Here is a 17,117-nt window from a genome sequence, read left to right on the forward strand (position 1 = left end):
ACTGGCGGTGGAGTGCCGGGCGCGGCACGGAACTAACGCGTATTAGAGGCTCTGGTGAAGGCTAGCAGTCTGATACTAGCGCGGGCAAGTGGAGCCGATCGTCACCTAGAGTGATTGAGTGGGGTCACGTCGGAGGTGGCCGACCGGTTCGGCGGCCGGACGCCTGGTACTTGCGCGCACTAGTTCCCGCCGTTAGCGTCGCTCCTCGCTAGTGGAGTGGTGTCGATGGGATCCGTTGAAGATCGAGGTCACGTGACCGAACCTTGGCAGGCTGCCTTCATAACGTCTCCCACCGACGGCTCCCGCCCGCCGGCGGCGTCGAGGCCGGCGCCTTACCTGCGCCGTGAGTTCGCCGTGGGTCGCGGTTTACGGAGAGCGACGCTGCGCGTGACCGCGCTGGGCCTGGTCGAGGCGCACGTGAACGGCACCCGGGTGGGCGACGAGGTCCTCGCCCCGGGCTGGACGTCCTATCGTCACCGACTGGTCGTCAGCAGCCACGACGTCACGGACCTGCTGGCAGCGGGTGCCAACGCGCTGGGCCTGATCCTCGGCGAGGGCTGGGCCGTGGGCAGGCTGACCTGGGAGGAGGGCAAGCGGTCCGTCTGGGCGGATCGGCCCGCCGGTTTCGCGCAGCTCGAGCTCGACTACGGCGACTGTGTGGACGTCGTCGGCAGCGGCGCCGACTGGCGGGCGGGCACCGGGGCGATCCTCGCGGACAGCCTCTACGACGGCGAGACGTTCGACGCCCGCCGCGAGCCGGCCGGCTGGTCCGAGCCGGGCTTCGACGACTCGGGCTGGTCGCCGGTCGACGTGGTCGACCGTGACCTGACCACGTTGGTCGCCCCGAGCGCGCCGCCGATCCGACGGGTGCAGGAACTGCCCGCGGTCGAGGTCCTCACGACCCCGGCCGGGCGGACGGTCGTCGACTTCGGCCAGAACCTGTCCGGCTGGGTCCGGCTGACCGTGCGTGGCGAGGCCGGCACCGTCCTCACCCTGCGGCACGCCGAGACGCTGATCGACTGCGAGGCCGACTTCCGGACCAACCGCACGGCGCTCGCGACCGATCGGTACGTCCTGCGCGGCGGCGGCCCGGAGACCTGGGAACCGCGTTTCACCTTCCACGGCTTCCGCTATGTCGACGTCGAGGGCTGGCCCGGCGGGCTGGACGCGGGCGCGCTGACGGCCGTGGTCATCCATACGGACCTGCGCCGCACCGGCTGGTTCGAGACCTCGAACGAGCTGGTGAACCAGCTGCACCGCAACGTCGTCTGGTCCATGCGCGGCAACTTCGTCGGCGTGCCGACCGACTGCCCGCAGCGCGACGAACGGCTCGGGTGGACCGGCGACCTCAACGCCTTCGCCCCGACGGCGGCCTTCCTCTACGACGTGAGCGCCATGCTGGGCTCGTGGCTCACCGACCTCGCCGCCGACCAACGCGCGCAGGGCCATGTGCCGCTGGTGGTCCCGGACGTCGGCGGGATGCCGATCTCGACACCGACCGCGCTGTGGGGCGACGTCGCGGTCAGCCTCCCGTGGGCGCTGTACCAGCAGTATGGAGACGCGGGGATCCTCACCCGCCAGTACGGGTCCATGCGCGCCTTCGTCGACAGCGTGGCGACCAGGCTGGACGAGCGGGGCCTGTGGAGCACCGGGTTCCAGTTCGGCGACTGGCTCGACCCGGACGCACCCCCGAACAACCCGGCCGGCGGCAAGACGGACCCCTACCTAGTCGCGAACGCCTACCTCAGCCAGGTGAGTTGGCAGCTGGCGCGGACGGCCGAGGTACTGGGCCACGCCGGCGACGCCGAGCGCTATTCGGCGCTGCACGAGCGTGTTCGCGGGGCGTTCCGCGACGAGTGGGTCACCCCCGCCGGCCTGGTCGCGAACGACACCGTCACCGCCTACGCGCTGGCGATCTGCTTCGACCTCCTGGACCCGGCCCAACAGGCCCACGCCGGGCGCCGCCTCGCCGACCTGGTCACCAAGGCCGAGTACCGGATCAGCACCGGATTCGCCGGAACGCCCCTGGTTGGGCACGCCCTCAGCCGCACCGACCAGCTCGACACCGCCTACCGGCTGCTGCTGCGGACCGAATGCCCGTCCTTCCTCTATCCCGTGACGCAGGGCGCGACCACCGTCTGGGAGCGCTGGGACGCGATCCAGCCGGACGGCACGCTCAACGACACCGGCATGACCTCGCTCAACCACTACGCCCTCGGCGCGATCGCCGACTGGCTGCACCGCGTCGTCGGCGGCCTTTCCTCCACCGAACCCGGCTACCGGCGCATGCGGATCGCCCCGAGGCCCGGCGGCGGTCTCACCCACGCCACGCTCGTGCACGACACGCCTCACGGGCAGGTACGCGTCGCGTGGCGGCTGGAACCCACCGGGTCCGTGTCGCTCGACGCCACCGTCCCGCCGGACACGGCCGCCGACGTCGTGCTGCCTGATCACCCCGACCAGCTGACGGACTCGGTCGGGCCGGGAACCCATCAGTGGCGCTACGAGATTCCGGTCCCAGCGCCGCGCGCCTACTCCCTGGACACGCCGCTCAAGGAGCTGTTCGCCGACGACGTGCTCTGGCCCCGGCTCCATGAGGTGATCGGCAGACATCTCCCGCAGTTCGCCGGCGCCAACAGCGGGTCCGAACCATCCCTGCCCAACCTGCGCGCCCTGCTGGAGTACTTCTCCGCCAGCGCTCCCGGCCTGGAGGCCGATCTGATCGCCACACTCCAGGCGGAACCCGCCCAAAGCTGACGTCGATCATCGACAAGGGGACATCGCATGGCACGCATCGAGCCGCTTCCGCTCAAGCAGTGGCCGAAGGAGATGCGGCAGGTGCTGGCTGCGCTGGAGCCGCCGGGCACGCCCGCCCGGCTGTCGCCGGAGGGCCGTTCGAAGGCTCTGAACACGCTCGGGGTCTATGCGCATCACACGACGTTGGCGCAGGCGTTCTTCACGTTCAACGGGCACATCCTGTCGACGAGCACGCTGTCCGACCGTCAGCGCGAGCTGATCGTGCTGCGGGTCTCGGCGCTGCGCAAGGCGGGCTACGAGTGGCTGCAGCACACGTTCATCGCGCGGGACGCGGGCCTGTCGGATGAGGAGATCCAGCGGATCGCGCTCGGGCCGGACGCGCCGCTGTGGGACCCGCTGGACGCGGCGATCCTGCGGGCGGTGGATGAGCTGATCGTCGACGGCAGGATCGGCGACGGGACCTGGACGGTTCTGGTCGAGAAGCTTGAGGTCAAGCAGATCCTGGATGTGATCTTCACGGTGGGTGCGTACGAGACGCTGGCCTACATGATCAGTTCGTTCGACATCGAGATCGACGACGATCTGCGTGAGGTCATCGGCCGCCGGCAGTCATAGACCGGCCTCGCGGCGGCCGGATCACCAACTCCACGGTGTTCCGGCCGCCGCTGCCGGTCGTCAGTTCCGCGGGTCGGCGAACTCGAGGCACCAGGTCCAGTGGTACTCGCCGGCGGAGATCCGGTGCTGGGGGAGCGTGTCGGGGCCGAGGGCCGCGGTGCCGAGACCCCGGTGGGCGAGGTCGAGGTGGACGAAGGTCTCGCCGCGTGGGGTGAGCTCCCAGACGTGTCGGGCAGCCTCAAGGTCGCTGGCCCGGAAATGCGAGACGTTCAGCTGCATGGGTCGGTCGGGGCTGACGGTGATCCGGTGGCCGTCGGGTCCGGTGAGGGTGAGTTCGCGGACGTCAGCCCTGCCGCCGTTCTCCTGCGGGAGCAGGTAGGGCACGAACAGGTCGCCGACCTGGGCGGTCCACCGGCCGAGCAGCCCTGATCGCTTGCGGTCCGGGTAGGTCTCGTGGGGTCCGAGGCCGAGCCAGCTCAGGTGCTCGTACCCGGGGACGGTGGCGAAGACGATGCCCAGCCGCGGAACGTCGTCCAGCTCCGGGGGCAGGACCACGTGCTCGTCGAACCGGAAGGTGGTGTCCGACAGGGCGGTGATCTGCTGCTGGTGTTCGATCACCGCGCCGTAGGCGGCCGTGTAGCGGCTGACGATCGCCGCGGTCGACCCGGTGACCTTGTGGTCGATCAAGGTGCGGGTGACGCGGAACAGGCCGGTCCGCACGAACCTGGAGTCCAGGGGGAAGGACGCGTCGTTGTCGGTCGGCGCCCGCCAGAACGACAACACGGGCGGGGCGCTGAGGGCGGGGTGGAGCAGCAGGCCGTCGCCGTCCAGAGTCACCACGCCGGTGGCGGGACGCGTTTCGGTCCGTGCAGGCAGGGCCCGGTCGAGCGGGACCTGAAGACGGGCGAGTTCGGTGCCCTCCTCGGCCCACGGGGTGGTTTCGGCGAGCAGGACGATGAGGGTGAGCGCGACGGCGTCCGGCCGGGCGAGCTGCTCGACGACGGCCGCGGGAAGATCGAGACGGCCCTCCCCGCCGGCGGGGATTTCCGGTGGCGCGACCAGGAACTGCTCGCCGGGCCCGTCGACCCGGTCGACCTGCAGCGCAAGGCGGAATCGGGACAGGTCCTCGAAGGTCTGCCGGTTCTTCAGCCGTACGCGTCCGAGCCGGGCTTCGTCCGGGCCGGACAGGGCGCGGACGGGAGCGAACAGGTGGCGCGCCTCGTGGAAGGCGGGCTTCGGACTGCCGTCGGAGAACAGGACGCCGTTGATGCAGATGATGCCGTCGTTGGGCTGGTCGCCGAAGTCCCCGCCGTAGCGGAACCGGCCGTCGCCGTCGGGGTCGAGGCCGTGGTCGTAGAGCTCCCAGATGAATCCGCCCTGCAGGCCGGGGGTGGATTCGAACAGGTCCCAGTAGGCGCCGAGCCCGCCGGTGGAGTTGCCCTGCGAGTAGGCGTACTCGCAGAGAATGACCGGCCGGTCCGCGTCGGGGTGCGCCGCGTAGGCGCGCAGCGCGTCGGGGACGGGGTACATGGGGCAGACGACGTCGCTGGCGTGGTGGCCGCCGAACCAGTCGTCGTTGATCGCCCCTTCGTAGTGCAGCGGCCGGGTCGGGTCGTACCGACGGGTCCAGCCGGCGGCGGCGTCGTGGTTGGGGCCGTAGCCACTCTCGTTGCCGAGTGACCAGAGCAGCACCGAGGGATGGTTCTTGTCGCGGAGCACCATGCGGGACACCCGGTCGACGAACGCCCCGAGGTAGCGCGGGTCGGCGCTGACCGTCCCGGGAAAGGCGTGGGCCTCGATGTTCGCCTCGGCCACGACGTACAGGCCGTACTCGTCGCACAGGTCGAGGAAACGCGGGTCGTTCGGGTAGTGGGAAGTGCGGACCGCGTTGACGTTGAACGTCTTGAGCAGGCGCAGCTCGGCGCGGAGCTGCTCCTCGGTGATGACTCGGCCGGTCCGCGCGTTGAAGTCGTGCCGGTTCACGCCCTGAATCCAGACCCGACCGCCGTTGACCAGCAGGTCCCGGCCGCGGATCTCGACCCGCCGGAAACCGACCCGGACTGTCACCTGCTCGACGACCGCGCCGTCCGGGGCGACGAGCTCGACCTCCAGCGGATACAGGGACGGGTTCTCGGCCGACCACGGCGTGACCGCGAGGCCCTCGCTCTCGAAACGCACGAGGCCGGTCCGGGGCGGCAGCGCGCGGTCCTGCATCCGGCGCGCTCTCGTCCGCTGCTCGGCGGACAGCGGCGCTCCCGACGCGGACAGCGACAGCAGATCCAGCAGGCCGGCGGGGATCACCGAAGGCGGCGGCTGCTCCGGGTACCCGGAGCCGGAGCTGCCCTGCGGAACGCCCGCTCCGGCGCTTCCGCCCGGGACGCCCAGCGGCGCCGGTTCGAACAGACTGACGAGGCGGGTGCGTACCGTCCAGCCGGGGGCGGGCTCCCCGGAGCCGCCGACGGTCACGTCAAGCCGCAGGCCGCCCGTCGCCGTCGTCGCGTCGAAGTCGGCCACCGCCTGGAGGTCGGCCAGGTAGGTGGGGGCGGTGGTGTAGAGGTACACCGAGCGGGCGATGCCGCCGTGCCACCACTGGTCCTGGTCCTCGACGTAGGTGGCGTCCGACCATTTCACGACCGTCAGCTCCAGGTCGTTCGCGCCCGGCCGGACGAATCCGGTGACGTCGAACTCGGCCGCGAGGTGCGAGTCCTTGCTGAACCCGACGTCGTCGCCGTTCAGCCGCACCAGCAGCACGCTCTCCGCCGCGCCGACGTGCAGGACGACCCGCCGACCCACCCAGTCGCCCGCGGTGAACTGCCGCCGGTAGACCCCGGTCGGATTCGCCTCCGGCGGGTGCGGATAGGGGGCGTCGAACGGCAGGACGACGTTCGTGTACTGCGGACGATCCCCGCTGTCCCGCATCGTCCACAGACCCGGCACCTCGACCGGCCGCCACTGCTCGGAACGTTCGGCGCGTGGGTCGGGCAGCAGCTGAAAATCCCAGACGCCGTCCAGAACGAGCCGCTCGGGATGCGGCATCGCGTGCATCGGCACGCGATTCCAGGAGACGAGCTCGGGCGCGTCCCACGGCTGGACGGCGGCCAGGCCGGCCACGTTCACGGTCATTCTTGGCCGCTCTCCTTCGTCGAATCGTTGGTGGTGCGCGGCAGGTGCTCCTGGACGGGAATCAGCGAGGTCCCGCCGACCGGCCGGCAGAGGTGAACGACGCCGTCCCGTCCGGTCGCGGCGCGATAGCCACGGAGGACCGCCTCGGTGAACGTGTCGGCCGAACGGGCGTCGATCAGCGCGATGACGCAGCCGGCGAAGCCGCCGCCGGTCATCCGGGCGCCGTGGCAGCCTGGAGCGGTGCGGCAGGCGGCGACGGCCGCGTCGAGCTCGGGGCCGCAGACCTCGAAGTCGTCGCGCAGGGACCGGTGACCGTCGAGCAGCACCGCCCCGGCGTGCGCGAGGTCCGATCGCAGCAGCGCGGCGACGACCTCCTGGACCCGGGTGTTCTCGGTGACGATGTGCCGAGCCCGGCGCAGCTCCACCGGATCGAGGCGGTCCGCCGCGTCGGCGGGCAGGCGGTCCGCGAGGTCGCGCAGGCTGTCGACGCCGAGCCGGGCGGCGGCGCGCTCGCATTCGGCGCGGCGTTGGCCGTAGGCGCTGGTCACCAGGTCACGGCGGGTACCGGTGTCCACGATCGCCACGACCACCGAGTCCGGCACCGCGACCGGGAGCGTCGTGAGGTCGCGGAAGTCGATCCGCAGTGCGTGGCCGGCCGTCGAGGTGGCGCAGGCCAGCTGGTCGAGCAGCCCGGTCGCGGCGCCCACCCAGTGGTTCTCCGCCCGGTGGGCAAGCCTGGCCGCCTCGACCGGGTCCCAGTCCTGCCGCCAGGTGACCGCGCAGGCGCGGGCGACGGCGAGCTCCAGGGCGGCGGACGACGACAGCCCCGCCCCGGCCGGCAGGTCGCTGGCCAGCGTCCCGAACCACCCTCGGGACGCGTCCGCGCCTGCTTGGGACGCGCCTGCGCCCGCGGCGGACCCCATGGCCGCGACCACGCCCTCGACGTACCCGGTCCAGCCGGCCTGCGCCCGCGCCGCCCGGCCTGGCGGACCGGACGCGGACAGCACGGGTGGCGGCAGGTGAACGCGTGCCGGCGCATCGCGATCCTCGGAGAACACCTCGATGAGGGCGGCAGCCTCATCCGTCGGCTCCGCCGGGCTGAACGCGAGGCACAGCTCCAGGCCGACGGCCACCGGCAGGCAGAGCCCGTCGTTGTAGTCGGTGTGCTCGCCGATCAGGTTCACCCGGCCCGGCGAGCGCACCAGATAGCGGGGCGCGGCGCCGAAGGTTTCGACGAACGCCGCCACGGCCCGCCGCGCGGCGTCCGGAGCCTCGGCCGTCACGACGACCTCGCGACGGCGCGCAGCATCGCCGCCGCCCGCTCCGGGGTGATGTCGCGCTGGGCGCCGGCGAGCATCTCGTAGCCGACGAGGAACTTCCGGACGGAGGCCGACCGGAGCAGCGGCGGATAGAAGTGCGCGTGCAGCTGCCAGTGGTCCCGCGCGCCCGACCGGGTTTGGGTCGAGTCCGCGCCTGTGGGCCCAGGCGCGCCGTGCCAGCCCATCGAGTACGGGAACGGCACCCCGAACAGACCGTCGTAGGCCGCCAGCAAGGCCCGGATGATCGCGACTAGGCTGCCTCGCAGTTCGTGGTCCAGCTCCGGGAGGCTCGCGACGGGGCGGACGGGGACGAGCATGGTCTCGAACGGCCAGACGGCCCAGTACGGCACGACCGCGAGCCAGTCACTGTTCGCGGCCACGACCCGTTCGTCTTTGGCGCGTTCGACCTCGGCGTAGTCGACCAGCAGGCGTCGGCCGTGTCGGCGCAGGTAGTCGAGCTGGCGGGCGTCCTCGGCGGCGGGCTCGTCGGGCAGCGAGGCGCTGGCCCAGACCTGGCCGTGCGGATGCGGGCTGGAGGCCCCCATCGCGGCACCCCGGTTCTCGAAGATCTGGACCCACCGCCACTGCCGGCCGAGTTCGGTGGCCTGGTCGATCCACGTGTCGACGACCGCGCCCAGCTCGCCGTCGGACATCGCGGCGAGGTGCCGGTCATGGCGCGGGCCGAAGCACAGCACCCGGCAGACACCAGCCTCCGGCTCGGACCGCAGCAGCTCGCCGACATCGAGGCCGCCGGCTGTGGGCGTGGACGCCGCGCGCCGGTCCTGCTCAGTGGGAGGACGGTCGGCGTCGGGCCGCAGGGCCGGGAAGTCGTTGGCGAACACGTGCGGGCCGACGTAGGCGGGATTCCGGATCTCGGATCCGGCACGGTCGCCCGGATTGCCGAGGTTGCGGAGGTTGCCGGGGCACAGCGGGCACGTCGCGTCGTGGCTCGCGACCTCTGGCGGGCTGACAGCCTGACTGTCACCGGACCACGGCCGTCGATCCCGGCCGGCGGACACCAGAATCCACCTGCCCCGCAGCGGGTCGAACCGCCGGTGCGACGGCGGGGGAGTGTCAGACGGCTCTCCACCCGGCGGGTAAGGGGCCGGCGGGTGCACTAGGCCAGTTCCTGGGCTGACGTGCGCACCTCGCGCTGCGACACGTGTTCTGAGGCGTCGTTCGGCGGCATCGTCCGGCCTTCCGGTTCACGTGATGAGTGGGCTAGTGCGCGCTAGTCACCGCGTACATGTACCAGATGGGGCCTGGTGTGGGCTACTCGCGAACACTGCCGGGCGCCGACGACGGCGAGCGCCACCTCCGACGAGGTTCCCCCGACCCTGGCCTCCGGTGATCGCCGTTTCGGCCCTCTGATGGTCGTGTTCGGCGCTGTTTCGCAGCCACCAGAGGGCGAAAACAGCGATCAAGGCGTCGGGCGGACCTTGCCGGCCGCCGCACCGGCTGCGAGGCCGCGGCACCGGCCGCGCGGTTGCCGCACCGGCCGCGCGGCGGTCGACCGCGGGCCCTCGCCTACCGGGACCCGATCGGGACGGGTCGCGCTGTTCCGGCCGTGACGGCTCTTTCGTCGCGACGGTTGCCCCGTGGACCGCCGGTCCGTATCGTAGCGGTAAGCGGACCGCCGGTCCGGAGGCGAGACGCCCTCGGACCCCGACTGTCAACCGGCGCCGAGGCCGGGGCCGCGGGCCGCCGCGGTGCACCGTGCCGCCGCCCGCCGCCGTGTGGAAGGGATCTCGCTATGGGCTTCGAAAAGCCTGGCATCGCACTGTCCTGCGGTTTACCGCCGGGGCCGGACTTCGCGGACCTCGCGGTGCTGGCCGAACAGCTCGGCTATGCCCGGGTCTGGATCTACGACTCGGCGCCGCTGTGGGAGGACCCCTTCGTCCACCTGGCTCTGGCCGCGCAGCGCACGACCCAGATCGGGCTGGGGACCGCCGTCCTGATTCCCCAGCAGCGCTCGGTCATGGCGATGGCCAGCGCGGTCGCGACCCTCGCCCGGATCTCCGAGGGCAGGTTCCTCGCCTGCTTCGGCACCGGCTTCACCGCCCGCCTCACCGTCGGCCAGCGCCCGATGACCCTCGACGCGCTCGGCGCCTACGTGACCGCGCTGCGCGCACTGCTGGCCGGCGAGACGGCCGTCGTGGACGGGAAACCGGTCCGGATGCTGCACGCCGACGGCCTCGCGGCACAGCGCCCGATCGAGGTTCCGCTGTGGCTGAGCGTCTTCGGCCCCCGCGGCACGGCCCTGGCCACCGAGCTGGCCGACGGCGTGATCGGCCCACCCCACGCCACGCTGCCGACCGCGACCATCCTTTCCGGCACCGCGCTGGACCCGGGAGAGAGCCCCGGATCGGACCGCGTCCGCGAAGCCGTCGGGCCCTGGCGGATCGTCGACTGGCACAACGCCTACGCCCGCGGCGGCGCGGCAGCGGTCGACGCCATGCCCGGCGGCCAGGCCTGGCGCGAGGCACTCGAAGCGCTCGCTCCCGAGGAGGAACGCCACCTCCTCACGTTCGAAGGCCACGTAACCCACCTGACCGAACGTGACCGCGGCCTGCTCGACCACATCGACACCAGGATGATGATCGGCGACCCCGCGCGCATCGCGAAGAGCCTGACGCGCCTCGGGACGGCCGGCTTCTCCGAGGTCATCTACACCCCGTCCGGGCCGGACATCGTTCGGGAACTGACCGCGTTCATGGTCGCCCAGCCAGCACCGCTGCCGGCGACGGTCTGACCTTCGACCCGCCGCGCGGCCGTCAAGGCTGTCGCCGACCTCGTAGAGGAGAGAAGCCCGTGCCCCATTTCGCCAAGCCCTCGGCGGGGAGCTGGACCCAGCATTACCCCGAGCTGGGAACGGCACCCGTGGACTACACCGACTCCGTCGACCCGGCCTTCTACGAGAAGGAGCGAGTCGCCATCTTCCGCCGCTCCTGGCTGAACGTCGGCCGGGTCGAGCAGGTCCCGCGCACGGGCAGCTACTTCACCAAGGAGCTGGCCGTCCTCGACACCTCGCTGATCGTGGTGAAGGGAGCGGACGGCACGATCCGCGCCTTCCACAACGTCTGCCGGCACCGGGGCAACAAGCTGGTCTGGAACGACTTCCCCGGTGAGGAGTCGTCCGGTGTGTGCCGGCAGTTCATCTGCAAGTACCACGCCTGGCGCTACGACCTGACCGGGAAGCTGACCTTCATCCAGCAGGAGGGCGAGTTCTTCGACGTCGACAAGGAGCAGTACGGCCTCAAGGAGGTCCCCTGCGACGTCTGGGAAGGCTTCATCTTCATCAATCTGGAGCCCCAGGAAAGCCTGACCGAGTACCTCGGTGACCTGGCGAAGGGCATCGAGGGGTACCCGTTCCACGAGATGACCTCGGTCTACACCTACAAGGCCGAGGTGGGCAGCAACTGGAAGCTGTTCATCGACGCGTTCGCGGAGTTCTACCACGCCCCGGTGCTGCACCATAAGCAGGCGGTGAAGAACGAGGCCGAGAAGCTCGTCGGCTACGGGTTCGAGGCGCTGCACTACGAGCTGCGCAGCCCGCACTCGATGGTGTCCTCCTGGGGCGGCATGGCCCCGCCCAAGGACCCGTCCATGGTCAAGCCGATCGAGCGGGCACTGCGCAGCGGCCTGTTCGGCCCATGGGACCGGCCCCCGATCGACGGCCTGGACCCGCTGCCGCCCTCGATCAACCCGTCCCGGTCGCCGTCGTGGGGCACCGACTCGTTCGAGTTCTTCCCGAACTTCACGCTGCTGTTCTGGGCGCCCGGCTGGTACCTGACCTACAACTACTGGCCGACCGCGGTCGACCGCCACCAGTTCGAGGCGAACCTCTACTTCGTGCCCGCGAAGAGCGCCCGGGAGCGGCTGGCCCAGGAGCTGGCGACCGTCACGTTCAAGGAGTACGCGCTCCAGGACGGCAACACCCTGGAAGCGACGCAGTCGATGCTCGCGTCCCGCGTCGTCTCCGAGTTCCCGCTTTGCGACCAGGAAATCCTGCTCCGGCACCTGCACAAGGTCGTCGGTGACCGCGTCAAGGAGTACACCGATGCCGCTTCCCGCTGAGTTCTCCGACCTGGAGCCGTACCTGGACTGGGCGCTGCCCACCGAGTCCGAGCGCTACGCCCGCCGGCTGGCCACCTCCCTGGAGGACATGCAGACCTTCTACGACGCGGCGTTCGCCCGTCTGGAGGAGGCGATCGTCTACTGCGACAAGCACCCGTACGACGACCTGCCCGAGGACGTCCGCACGCTGCTGCAGCTCATGCAGTCGCTGGTCATGGTCTCGTTCCCGGTCGAGGTCTGGAAGCAGGCCCGGGTGCCCGACAGCGGCGCCGCGTACCTGACCGTCACCGCCGAGCCGGTGGTCTGACCAGCCGAGATCGGAGGAGGTCCGCGATGGCTCTGTATCCCAAGCCCGCCGAGGGAAGCTGGACCGAGCACTTTCCCGGAGTCGGGACGGGCGTGCTCTCCTACGAGGACTGCATCTCGCCCGAGTTCTACCAGGCCGAGAGTGAGGCGATCTTCAAGCGGGCCTGGCTGAACGTCGGGCGCGTCGAGGACGTGCCCCGCCCGGGCAGCTACTTCACGAAGGAGATCGAGGTCGCGGCGACCTCGCTCCTCGTGGTTCGGGACCTGACCGGCGAGGTAAGGGCGTTCCACAACGTCTGCCGCCACCGCGGCAACAAGCTGATGTGGAACGACTACCCCCGCGAGGAGACCGCCGGCTCCTGCCGGGCGTTCACCTGCAAGTACCACGGCTGGCGTTACGACCTGACCGGGAAGCTCACCTTCGTCCAGCAGGAGGGTGAGTTCTTCGACCTCGACAAGGCCGACTACGGACTGATCCCGGTGGCCTGCGAGGTCTGGGCGGGTTTCATCTTCATCAACCTGGCCAAGTATCCCGAGCCGCTCCAGGATTTCCTGGGTTCGATGGTCACCGAGCTGACCGGGTATCCGTTCGACGCGCTGACCGAGCGGTACGACTTCACCGCCGACATCCGGTGCAACTGGAAGATCTTCCTGGACGCGTTCCAGGAGTACTACCACGTACCGGTCCTGCACTCCCAGGAGGCGACCCCCACGGCGCGGCCGAAGATGCCCGGGTTCGAGGCGCCGTACTACAACCTCGACGGGCCGCACCGGATGGTCGCCACCTCGGGGGCGCCGCGCCGGCGCTGGCCCGCCGACTACCAGTACCCGATCGAGATCGCGACCCGCAGCGGGCTGTTCGGCCCGTGGAACGAGCCCGACCTCGGTGACGACCTGCCCGGCGTGAACCCCGGCGGGATCAAGGCCTGGCAGATGAGCAACTTCCAGATCTTCCCGAACATGGAGATCCTGATCTGGCAGACCGGCTGGTACATGCTCTACCGCTACTGGCCGACGTCACACGAAAGCCACCGCTTCGAGGGCTCCCTGTTCTTCCCGCCCGCGAAGAATGCCAGCGACCGCGCCGCCCAGGAATGCGCCGTCGTCATGTTCAAGGAGTTCGCGCTCCAGGACGCCGGAATGCTCGTCGGCACCCAGCAGGGCCTCGCCTCGCGGGCCGTCCGCGACGACTTCCCGCTCAACGACCAGGAACTGCTGGTCCGCCACTTCCACAACTCGGTCGCCAGCTGGGTCGACGGCTACCAGCGTGAGAAGGCGGGAGTGTGACGCGATGACCGAGGCCGTTCTTCCCGCCGACTTCGCCGACCTGGAACCGTTCGCCGCGACCTGGTGCCTGGCGACCGAGCCGGAACGCTACGCGCGCCGTATGGCCAGCACCATGGCCGAGCTTGAGGCCTTCTACAACGCCGCGTTCCCGCGCGTCGCGGACGCGCTCGGGTACTGCGACAAGTTCCCGCTCGACGATCTGCCCGACGACGCCCGGCATCTGCTGCAGCTCGTGCACTCGCTCATCATGGCCGCGATGTGCGTCGAGATCTGGCACCAGCCGAACGTCATCGACGGCGCCGACGCCGTACTCGACCGCGTCGCCGAACCACTGCCCTAACCACCTGCTCTAACCGCACAACATTCAGATATCAGGACACCGGAGGAACACGGATGGCCAAGGGCTACGTCCTGCTCACGGAAGCCATCAAGGACCCGGCCGGCATGGAGGCCTACGGCCGGGCGTCGGCGCCGTCGATGATCGAAAGCGGTGCCAGGGTGCTCGCCGTCGACACGGAGCCCCAGCTGCTCGAAGGCACCTGGCACGGAAACCGGACCGTGCTCGTCGAGTTCGCGTCGGTCGAAGCCGCCCAGGCCTGGTACGACTCGGCCGGCTACGAGAAGGCGAAGCCCCTGCGGTGGGCCGCCGCCGACTGCAACGCCGTCATCCTCACCGGCTTCGAGATGCCGGCCCGACGCGGCTGACCCAGGCGGACCGAGAACGTTCCGACCCCCGAACGTGATCGCCGTTTTCGCCCTCGAATGGTTGTGAAAAGAACCGATTCACGACCACCTGAGGGCGAAAACGGCGCTCACTTCGCTGTAGGCGACCCGGACGCGCTGGCCGGAGCGCCCTGGGCGCCGATCGATGCGCCTTCAGGCCGTGTATTCGTGAGTTCCGGGGCCAACGACGTGTTCCGTGCCGTTCGGTAGCCGCACGTCGGCGGTGGTGTTCGGTGGAAGGGTCACCGTCAGCTGGATGTCCGTGCCGGTTCGGGTCCAGGCGCTCGCCACCGTGCCGTAGACGCTGGTGTACGTAGCTCGCGCGGACGTCAGGCTGCCGCCCGGCACCGGGGCGATGGTGAAGTGGTTCTCCCCGGTGACGCGCAGGCCGGCGACCGTGTCGAACAGCCACTGGCAGACGGCGCCGGGGGAGTAGTGGTTCCGGCTTTCCTTGCCCTCCCAGTCCTCCCAGACGGTCGTCGCGCCCGCCCTGACCTCGGCGAGCCAGCTCGGCGCGTCCTCGTTCTCCAGCATCCGGTAGGCGAGATCGGGGTGACCGGCCGCGGTGAGCGTCGGCAGCACGAACGGCGTCGACAGAAAACCGGTGTTGACGTGGAAGTCCCGGTTCTTCACCGCCTGCACGAGCCGGTCCTGCAGGCGGCGCCTCACGTCGCCGTCGGCGAGGCCCAGCGCGAGGGGGCGCACGAGCTTCGCCTGCCGGTCGGTGTCGAGAGTGCCGTCGCGCAGGAACTGGTGCGTGTAGGCCGCCTTCGCGCCCTGGGCGTACTCGGCGAACAGGTCCGCGTCCGCGGTCTCGCCGAGCACGGTCGCGATCTCGGCCAGGTGCGTCATCGTGTAGTGCAGATAGGCCGTCGCCTCTTCGGGCATCGGCGTGCGGCCGGGGGACGGATCGCGGAACTCGGCCGCCTCCAGCCAGTCGCCGAGGTGCACGCCCTTCTCGTACAGGTATTGCGCGTGCGGGTTGTCGGCGGCGGCCTCGGGGTCGATCGGGCCGGCGTTCGTGATCATGAACATCGCGTAGCGGCGCATCGCGTCGTAGCAGTCGTGCAGGATGCTCTCGTCGCCGTAGCGCTTCCAGTACCGGTAGGGGATGAGCACGACCGCGTCGGCCCACCCGACGGAGCTGCCGGTGGTGTCATAGAGCATCGAGGCGCCGTTGTAGGGGATGACGGCCGACAGCTTCCCGTCGGCGAGCTGCCCGTCGCGGACATCCCGCAGCCATTTGCGGAAGAACGCGCCGACGTCCATCAGGTAGGCGGCCGTGTCGAAGAAGACCTGGGCGTCGCCGGTCCAGCCGAGACGCTCACGGGTCGGGCAGTCCGTGGGCACGTCGAGGAAGTTGCCCTTCATGCTCCACCGGGTGTTCTCCAGGAACCGGTTGATTCCCTCGTGCGAGGTGACGAACGTTCCGGTCTGCTCCATGGCGGAGTACACCGCGATCGCCCCGAAGTCCGCCGGGTCGAGGTCGAGGTCGGTCTCGACGAGGGCGTAGCGGAACCCGAAGACGGCGAAGCGGGTCACGTAGTGGTCGGTGCCGCCGCTGGCGGTGAAAACGATCTCCTGCTTGGGCGTGGGCTGCAGCTCGCCCTTGATCTCGCTCTCCTGGCCGGTGATGAGGAGGATCTCGACGTCGCGGCCGAACTCGTTCACGGGCTTGCGTAGCTGGAAGTTCCGCTGGGTGAACTCGCCGGTCTCGTCGAGGATCTCGCCCAGCCGCAGGGTGAGCCGCTGGCCCGCACGTCCCGAGACCGTGAAGGCGACGAACCCGGCCAGGTTCTGCCCGAAGTCGAGGACGCGCGCCCCGCTCGGGGTCGTCAGCAGTCGGGCGGGGAATCGCTCGTGCTCGGACGGCATGACGTTGTCGGCCGCGGTGGGGATCATCGCCTCGGTCGTGACCCGGGCCTGGCCTGAGTAGCTCGGCGAGAGCCTGGCGTCGTAGACCTCGCCGTCCTGCAGGTCGGCGAACCGCACCGGGCCGTCGTCGCTCCACCGGAACCGGTCATCGCTGCTGACGGTCTCCGTGGAGCCGTCCGGATACGTCAGCTCCAGCTGTACCAGCAGCTTGGTCTCGCGGCCGAACACGTGCGTGACCCCGAACGCGCCGAGCGACCCGCGATACCAGCCGTCGGCGAGCCGCACCTCCAGCACGTTGTCCTCGCCGAGCAGGCTCGTCACGTCGAAGGTCTGGTAGTGCAGGCGGTGGCGGTAGTCGGTGGCACCGGGAGCGAGACGGACCTCGCTGACCGGCTCGCCGTTCAGCGAGACCTCGTAGACGCCTGCCGCGGTGATGTACAGGCGGGCGGCCAGGACCGGCTCCCGTACGCGGAAGTCGCGACGGAAGTGGTCGACCGGGTAGCGAACGTCGCGTTCGGGCGTGTAGTCACCGGTGATCCACTCGGCCGTCCAGTCGGCCGGGTCGAGCAGTCCCAGCTCGAACCACGACTCGGCGGGCGGTCCCGCGACGTCGGCCTCGTCCCAGAGCACGACCGACCAGTCCACGCGATCGCGGCTGCCCAGCGGGACGCCCTCGTAGCGGACGTGGGTCATGCGTGACGAGGCGACCTTGCCGGTGTCCCACACCGTCTCGCCGCCGCGGCGCGCGACGACCTGGTAGGCCGTCTGCCGCAGGCCGCCGTCCGCGTTCCAGTAGAGGCGGGGCGCGGTGATCCCCAGGCCGAGCGGCTCGGTCAGGTACTCGGTGCGCAGCCGGATCGCTCTCATCGCCTGCCCTGTTCGTCGCTGGACGTCGGGCCGCTGACGGCCGACGGCGGTTTTCCCGTGGTCCTCGTGCGAAGATCCGGTTACAACTAGCGCCCGCTAGTGTGACGGTGAAGCTACCAGCGGCTAGCTAGAGCGGGCAAGTTTCGTCGATCCACTGTTCCAGCAAGA

General features: G+C 70.3%; 12 protein-coding genes. 8 read left to right on the forward strand and 4 right to left on the reverse strand.

The features are described 5' to 3' along the window. Positions 1-225 precede the first annotated feature (225 nt). Positions 226-2,757 (forward strand): alpha-L-rhamnosidase, encoded by a 2,532-nt coding sequence (locus I6A60_RS17145; RefSeq protein WP_238435618.1) that lies wholly within the window; start codon positions 226-228, stop codon positions 2,755-2,757. A 27-nt stretch (positions 2,758-2,784) separates the two neighbouring features. Beyond that, the gene (locus I6A60_RS17150; RefSeq protein ID WP_203023472.1) at positions 2,785-3,372 is read left to right on the forward strand and encodes a carboxymuconolactone decarboxylase family protein; all 588 of its coding nucleotides are present in this window, start codon (positions 2,785-2,787) and stop codon (positions 3,370-3,372) included. A gap of 60 nt (positions 3,373-3,432) precedes the next feature. On the opposite strand, the gene I6A60_RS17155 is transcribed toward I6A60_RS17150, so the two are convergent. Genes I6A60_RS17155 through I6A60_RS17165 form a run of 3 tightly spaced genes read right to left on the reverse strand, consistent with a single transcriptional unit; the run spans position 3,433 to position 8,932 of the window. Further along, positions 3,433-6,495, reverse strand: coding sequence for a glycoside hydrolase family 2 TIM barrel-domain containing protein (locus I6A60_RS17155; RefSeq protein WP_203023473.1), 3,063 nt, complete (start codon positions 6,493-6,495; stop codon positions 3,433-3,435). Then, the gene (gene galK, locus I6A60_RS17160) at positions 6,492-7,778 is read right to left on the reverse strand and encodes a galactokinase (RefSeq protein ID WP_203023474.1); all 1,287 of its coding nucleotides are present in this window, start codon (positions 7,776-7,778) and stop codon (positions 6,492-6,494) included. Before galK ends, I6A60_RS17155 begins: the two co-directional genes overlap by 4 nt. Further along, positions 7,775-8,932 (reverse strand): UDP-glucose--hexose-1-phosphate uridylyltransferase, encoded by a 1,158-nt coding sequence (locus tag I6A60_RS17165; protein WP_203023475.1) that lies wholly within the window; start codon positions 8,930-8,932, stop codon positions 7,775-7,777. Before I6A60_RS17165 ends, galK begins: the two co-directional genes overlap by 4 nt. A 635-nt stretch (positions 8,933-9,567) precedes the next feature. Between I6A60_RS17165 and I6A60_RS17170 the strand changes: the two genes are divergently transcribed. From I6A60_RS17170 to I6A60_RS17195, 6 genes are read left to right on the forward strand one after another with little or no spacing between them, the layout of a single operon-like run. Then, on the forward strand, positions 9,568-10,566 hold the full coding sequence (locus I6A60_RS17170; RefSeq protein WP_203023476.1) for an LLM class flavin-dependent oxidoreductase: 999 nt from the start codon (positions 9,568-9,570) through the stop codon (positions 10,564-10,566). A gap of 59 nt (positions 10,567-10,625) precedes the next feature. After that, positions 10,626-11,891: an aromatic ring-hydroxylating dioxygenase subunit alpha gene (locus tag I6A60_RS17175; RefSeq protein WP_203023477.1), complete on the forward strand. Its 1,266-nt coding sequence runs from the start codon at positions 10,626-10,628 to the stop codon at positions 11,889-11,891. Beyond that, a complete protein-coding gene (locus I6A60_RS17180) occupies positions 11,875-12,198 on the forward strand; it encodes a hypothetical protein (RefSeq protein ID WP_203023478.1) in 324 nt (107 codons plus the stop codon). Before I6A60_RS17175 ends, I6A60_RS17180 begins: the two co-directional genes overlap by 17 nt. 26 nt (positions 12,199-12,224) lie before the next feature. Next, positions 12,225-13,484 carry an aromatic ring-hydroxylating dioxygenase subunit alpha gene (locus I6A60_RS17185; protein ID WP_203023479.1) on the forward strand — a complete coding sequence of 420 codons (1,260 nt, stop codon included), beginning with the start codon at positions 12,225-12,227 and terminating at the stop codon, positions 13,482-13,484. A 4-nt stretch (positions 13,485-13,488) separates the two neighbouring features. Next, the gene (locus I6A60_RS17190; RefSeq protein WP_203023480.1) at positions 13,489-13,824 is read left to right on the forward strand and encodes a hypothetical protein; all 336 of its coding nucleotides are present in this window, start codon (positions 13,489-13,491) and stop codon (positions 13,822-13,824) included. A gap of 53 nt (positions 13,825-13,877) precedes the next feature. Next, positions 13,878-14,189 carry a DUF1330 domain-containing protein gene (locus I6A60_RS17195; protein WP_013424582.1) on the forward strand — a complete coding sequence of 104 codons (312 nt, stop codon included), beginning with the start codon at positions 13,878-13,880 and terminating at the stop codon, positions 14,187-14,189. A gap of 171 nt (positions 14,190-14,360) precedes the next feature. On the opposite strand, the gene I6A60_RS17200 is transcribed toward I6A60_RS17195, so the two are convergent. Then, a complete protein-coding gene (locus tag I6A60_RS17200) occupies positions 14,361-16,949 on the reverse strand; it encodes a family 78 glycoside hydrolase catalytic domain (protein WP_203023481.1) in 2,589 nt (862 codons plus the stop codon). Positions 16,950-17,117 lie beyond the last annotated feature (168 nt).

It is taken from the genome of Frankia sp. AgB1.9, assembly GCF_016786355.1.
Lineage (GTDB): Bacteria > Actinomycetota > Actinomycetes > Frankiales > Frankiaceae > Pseudofrankia.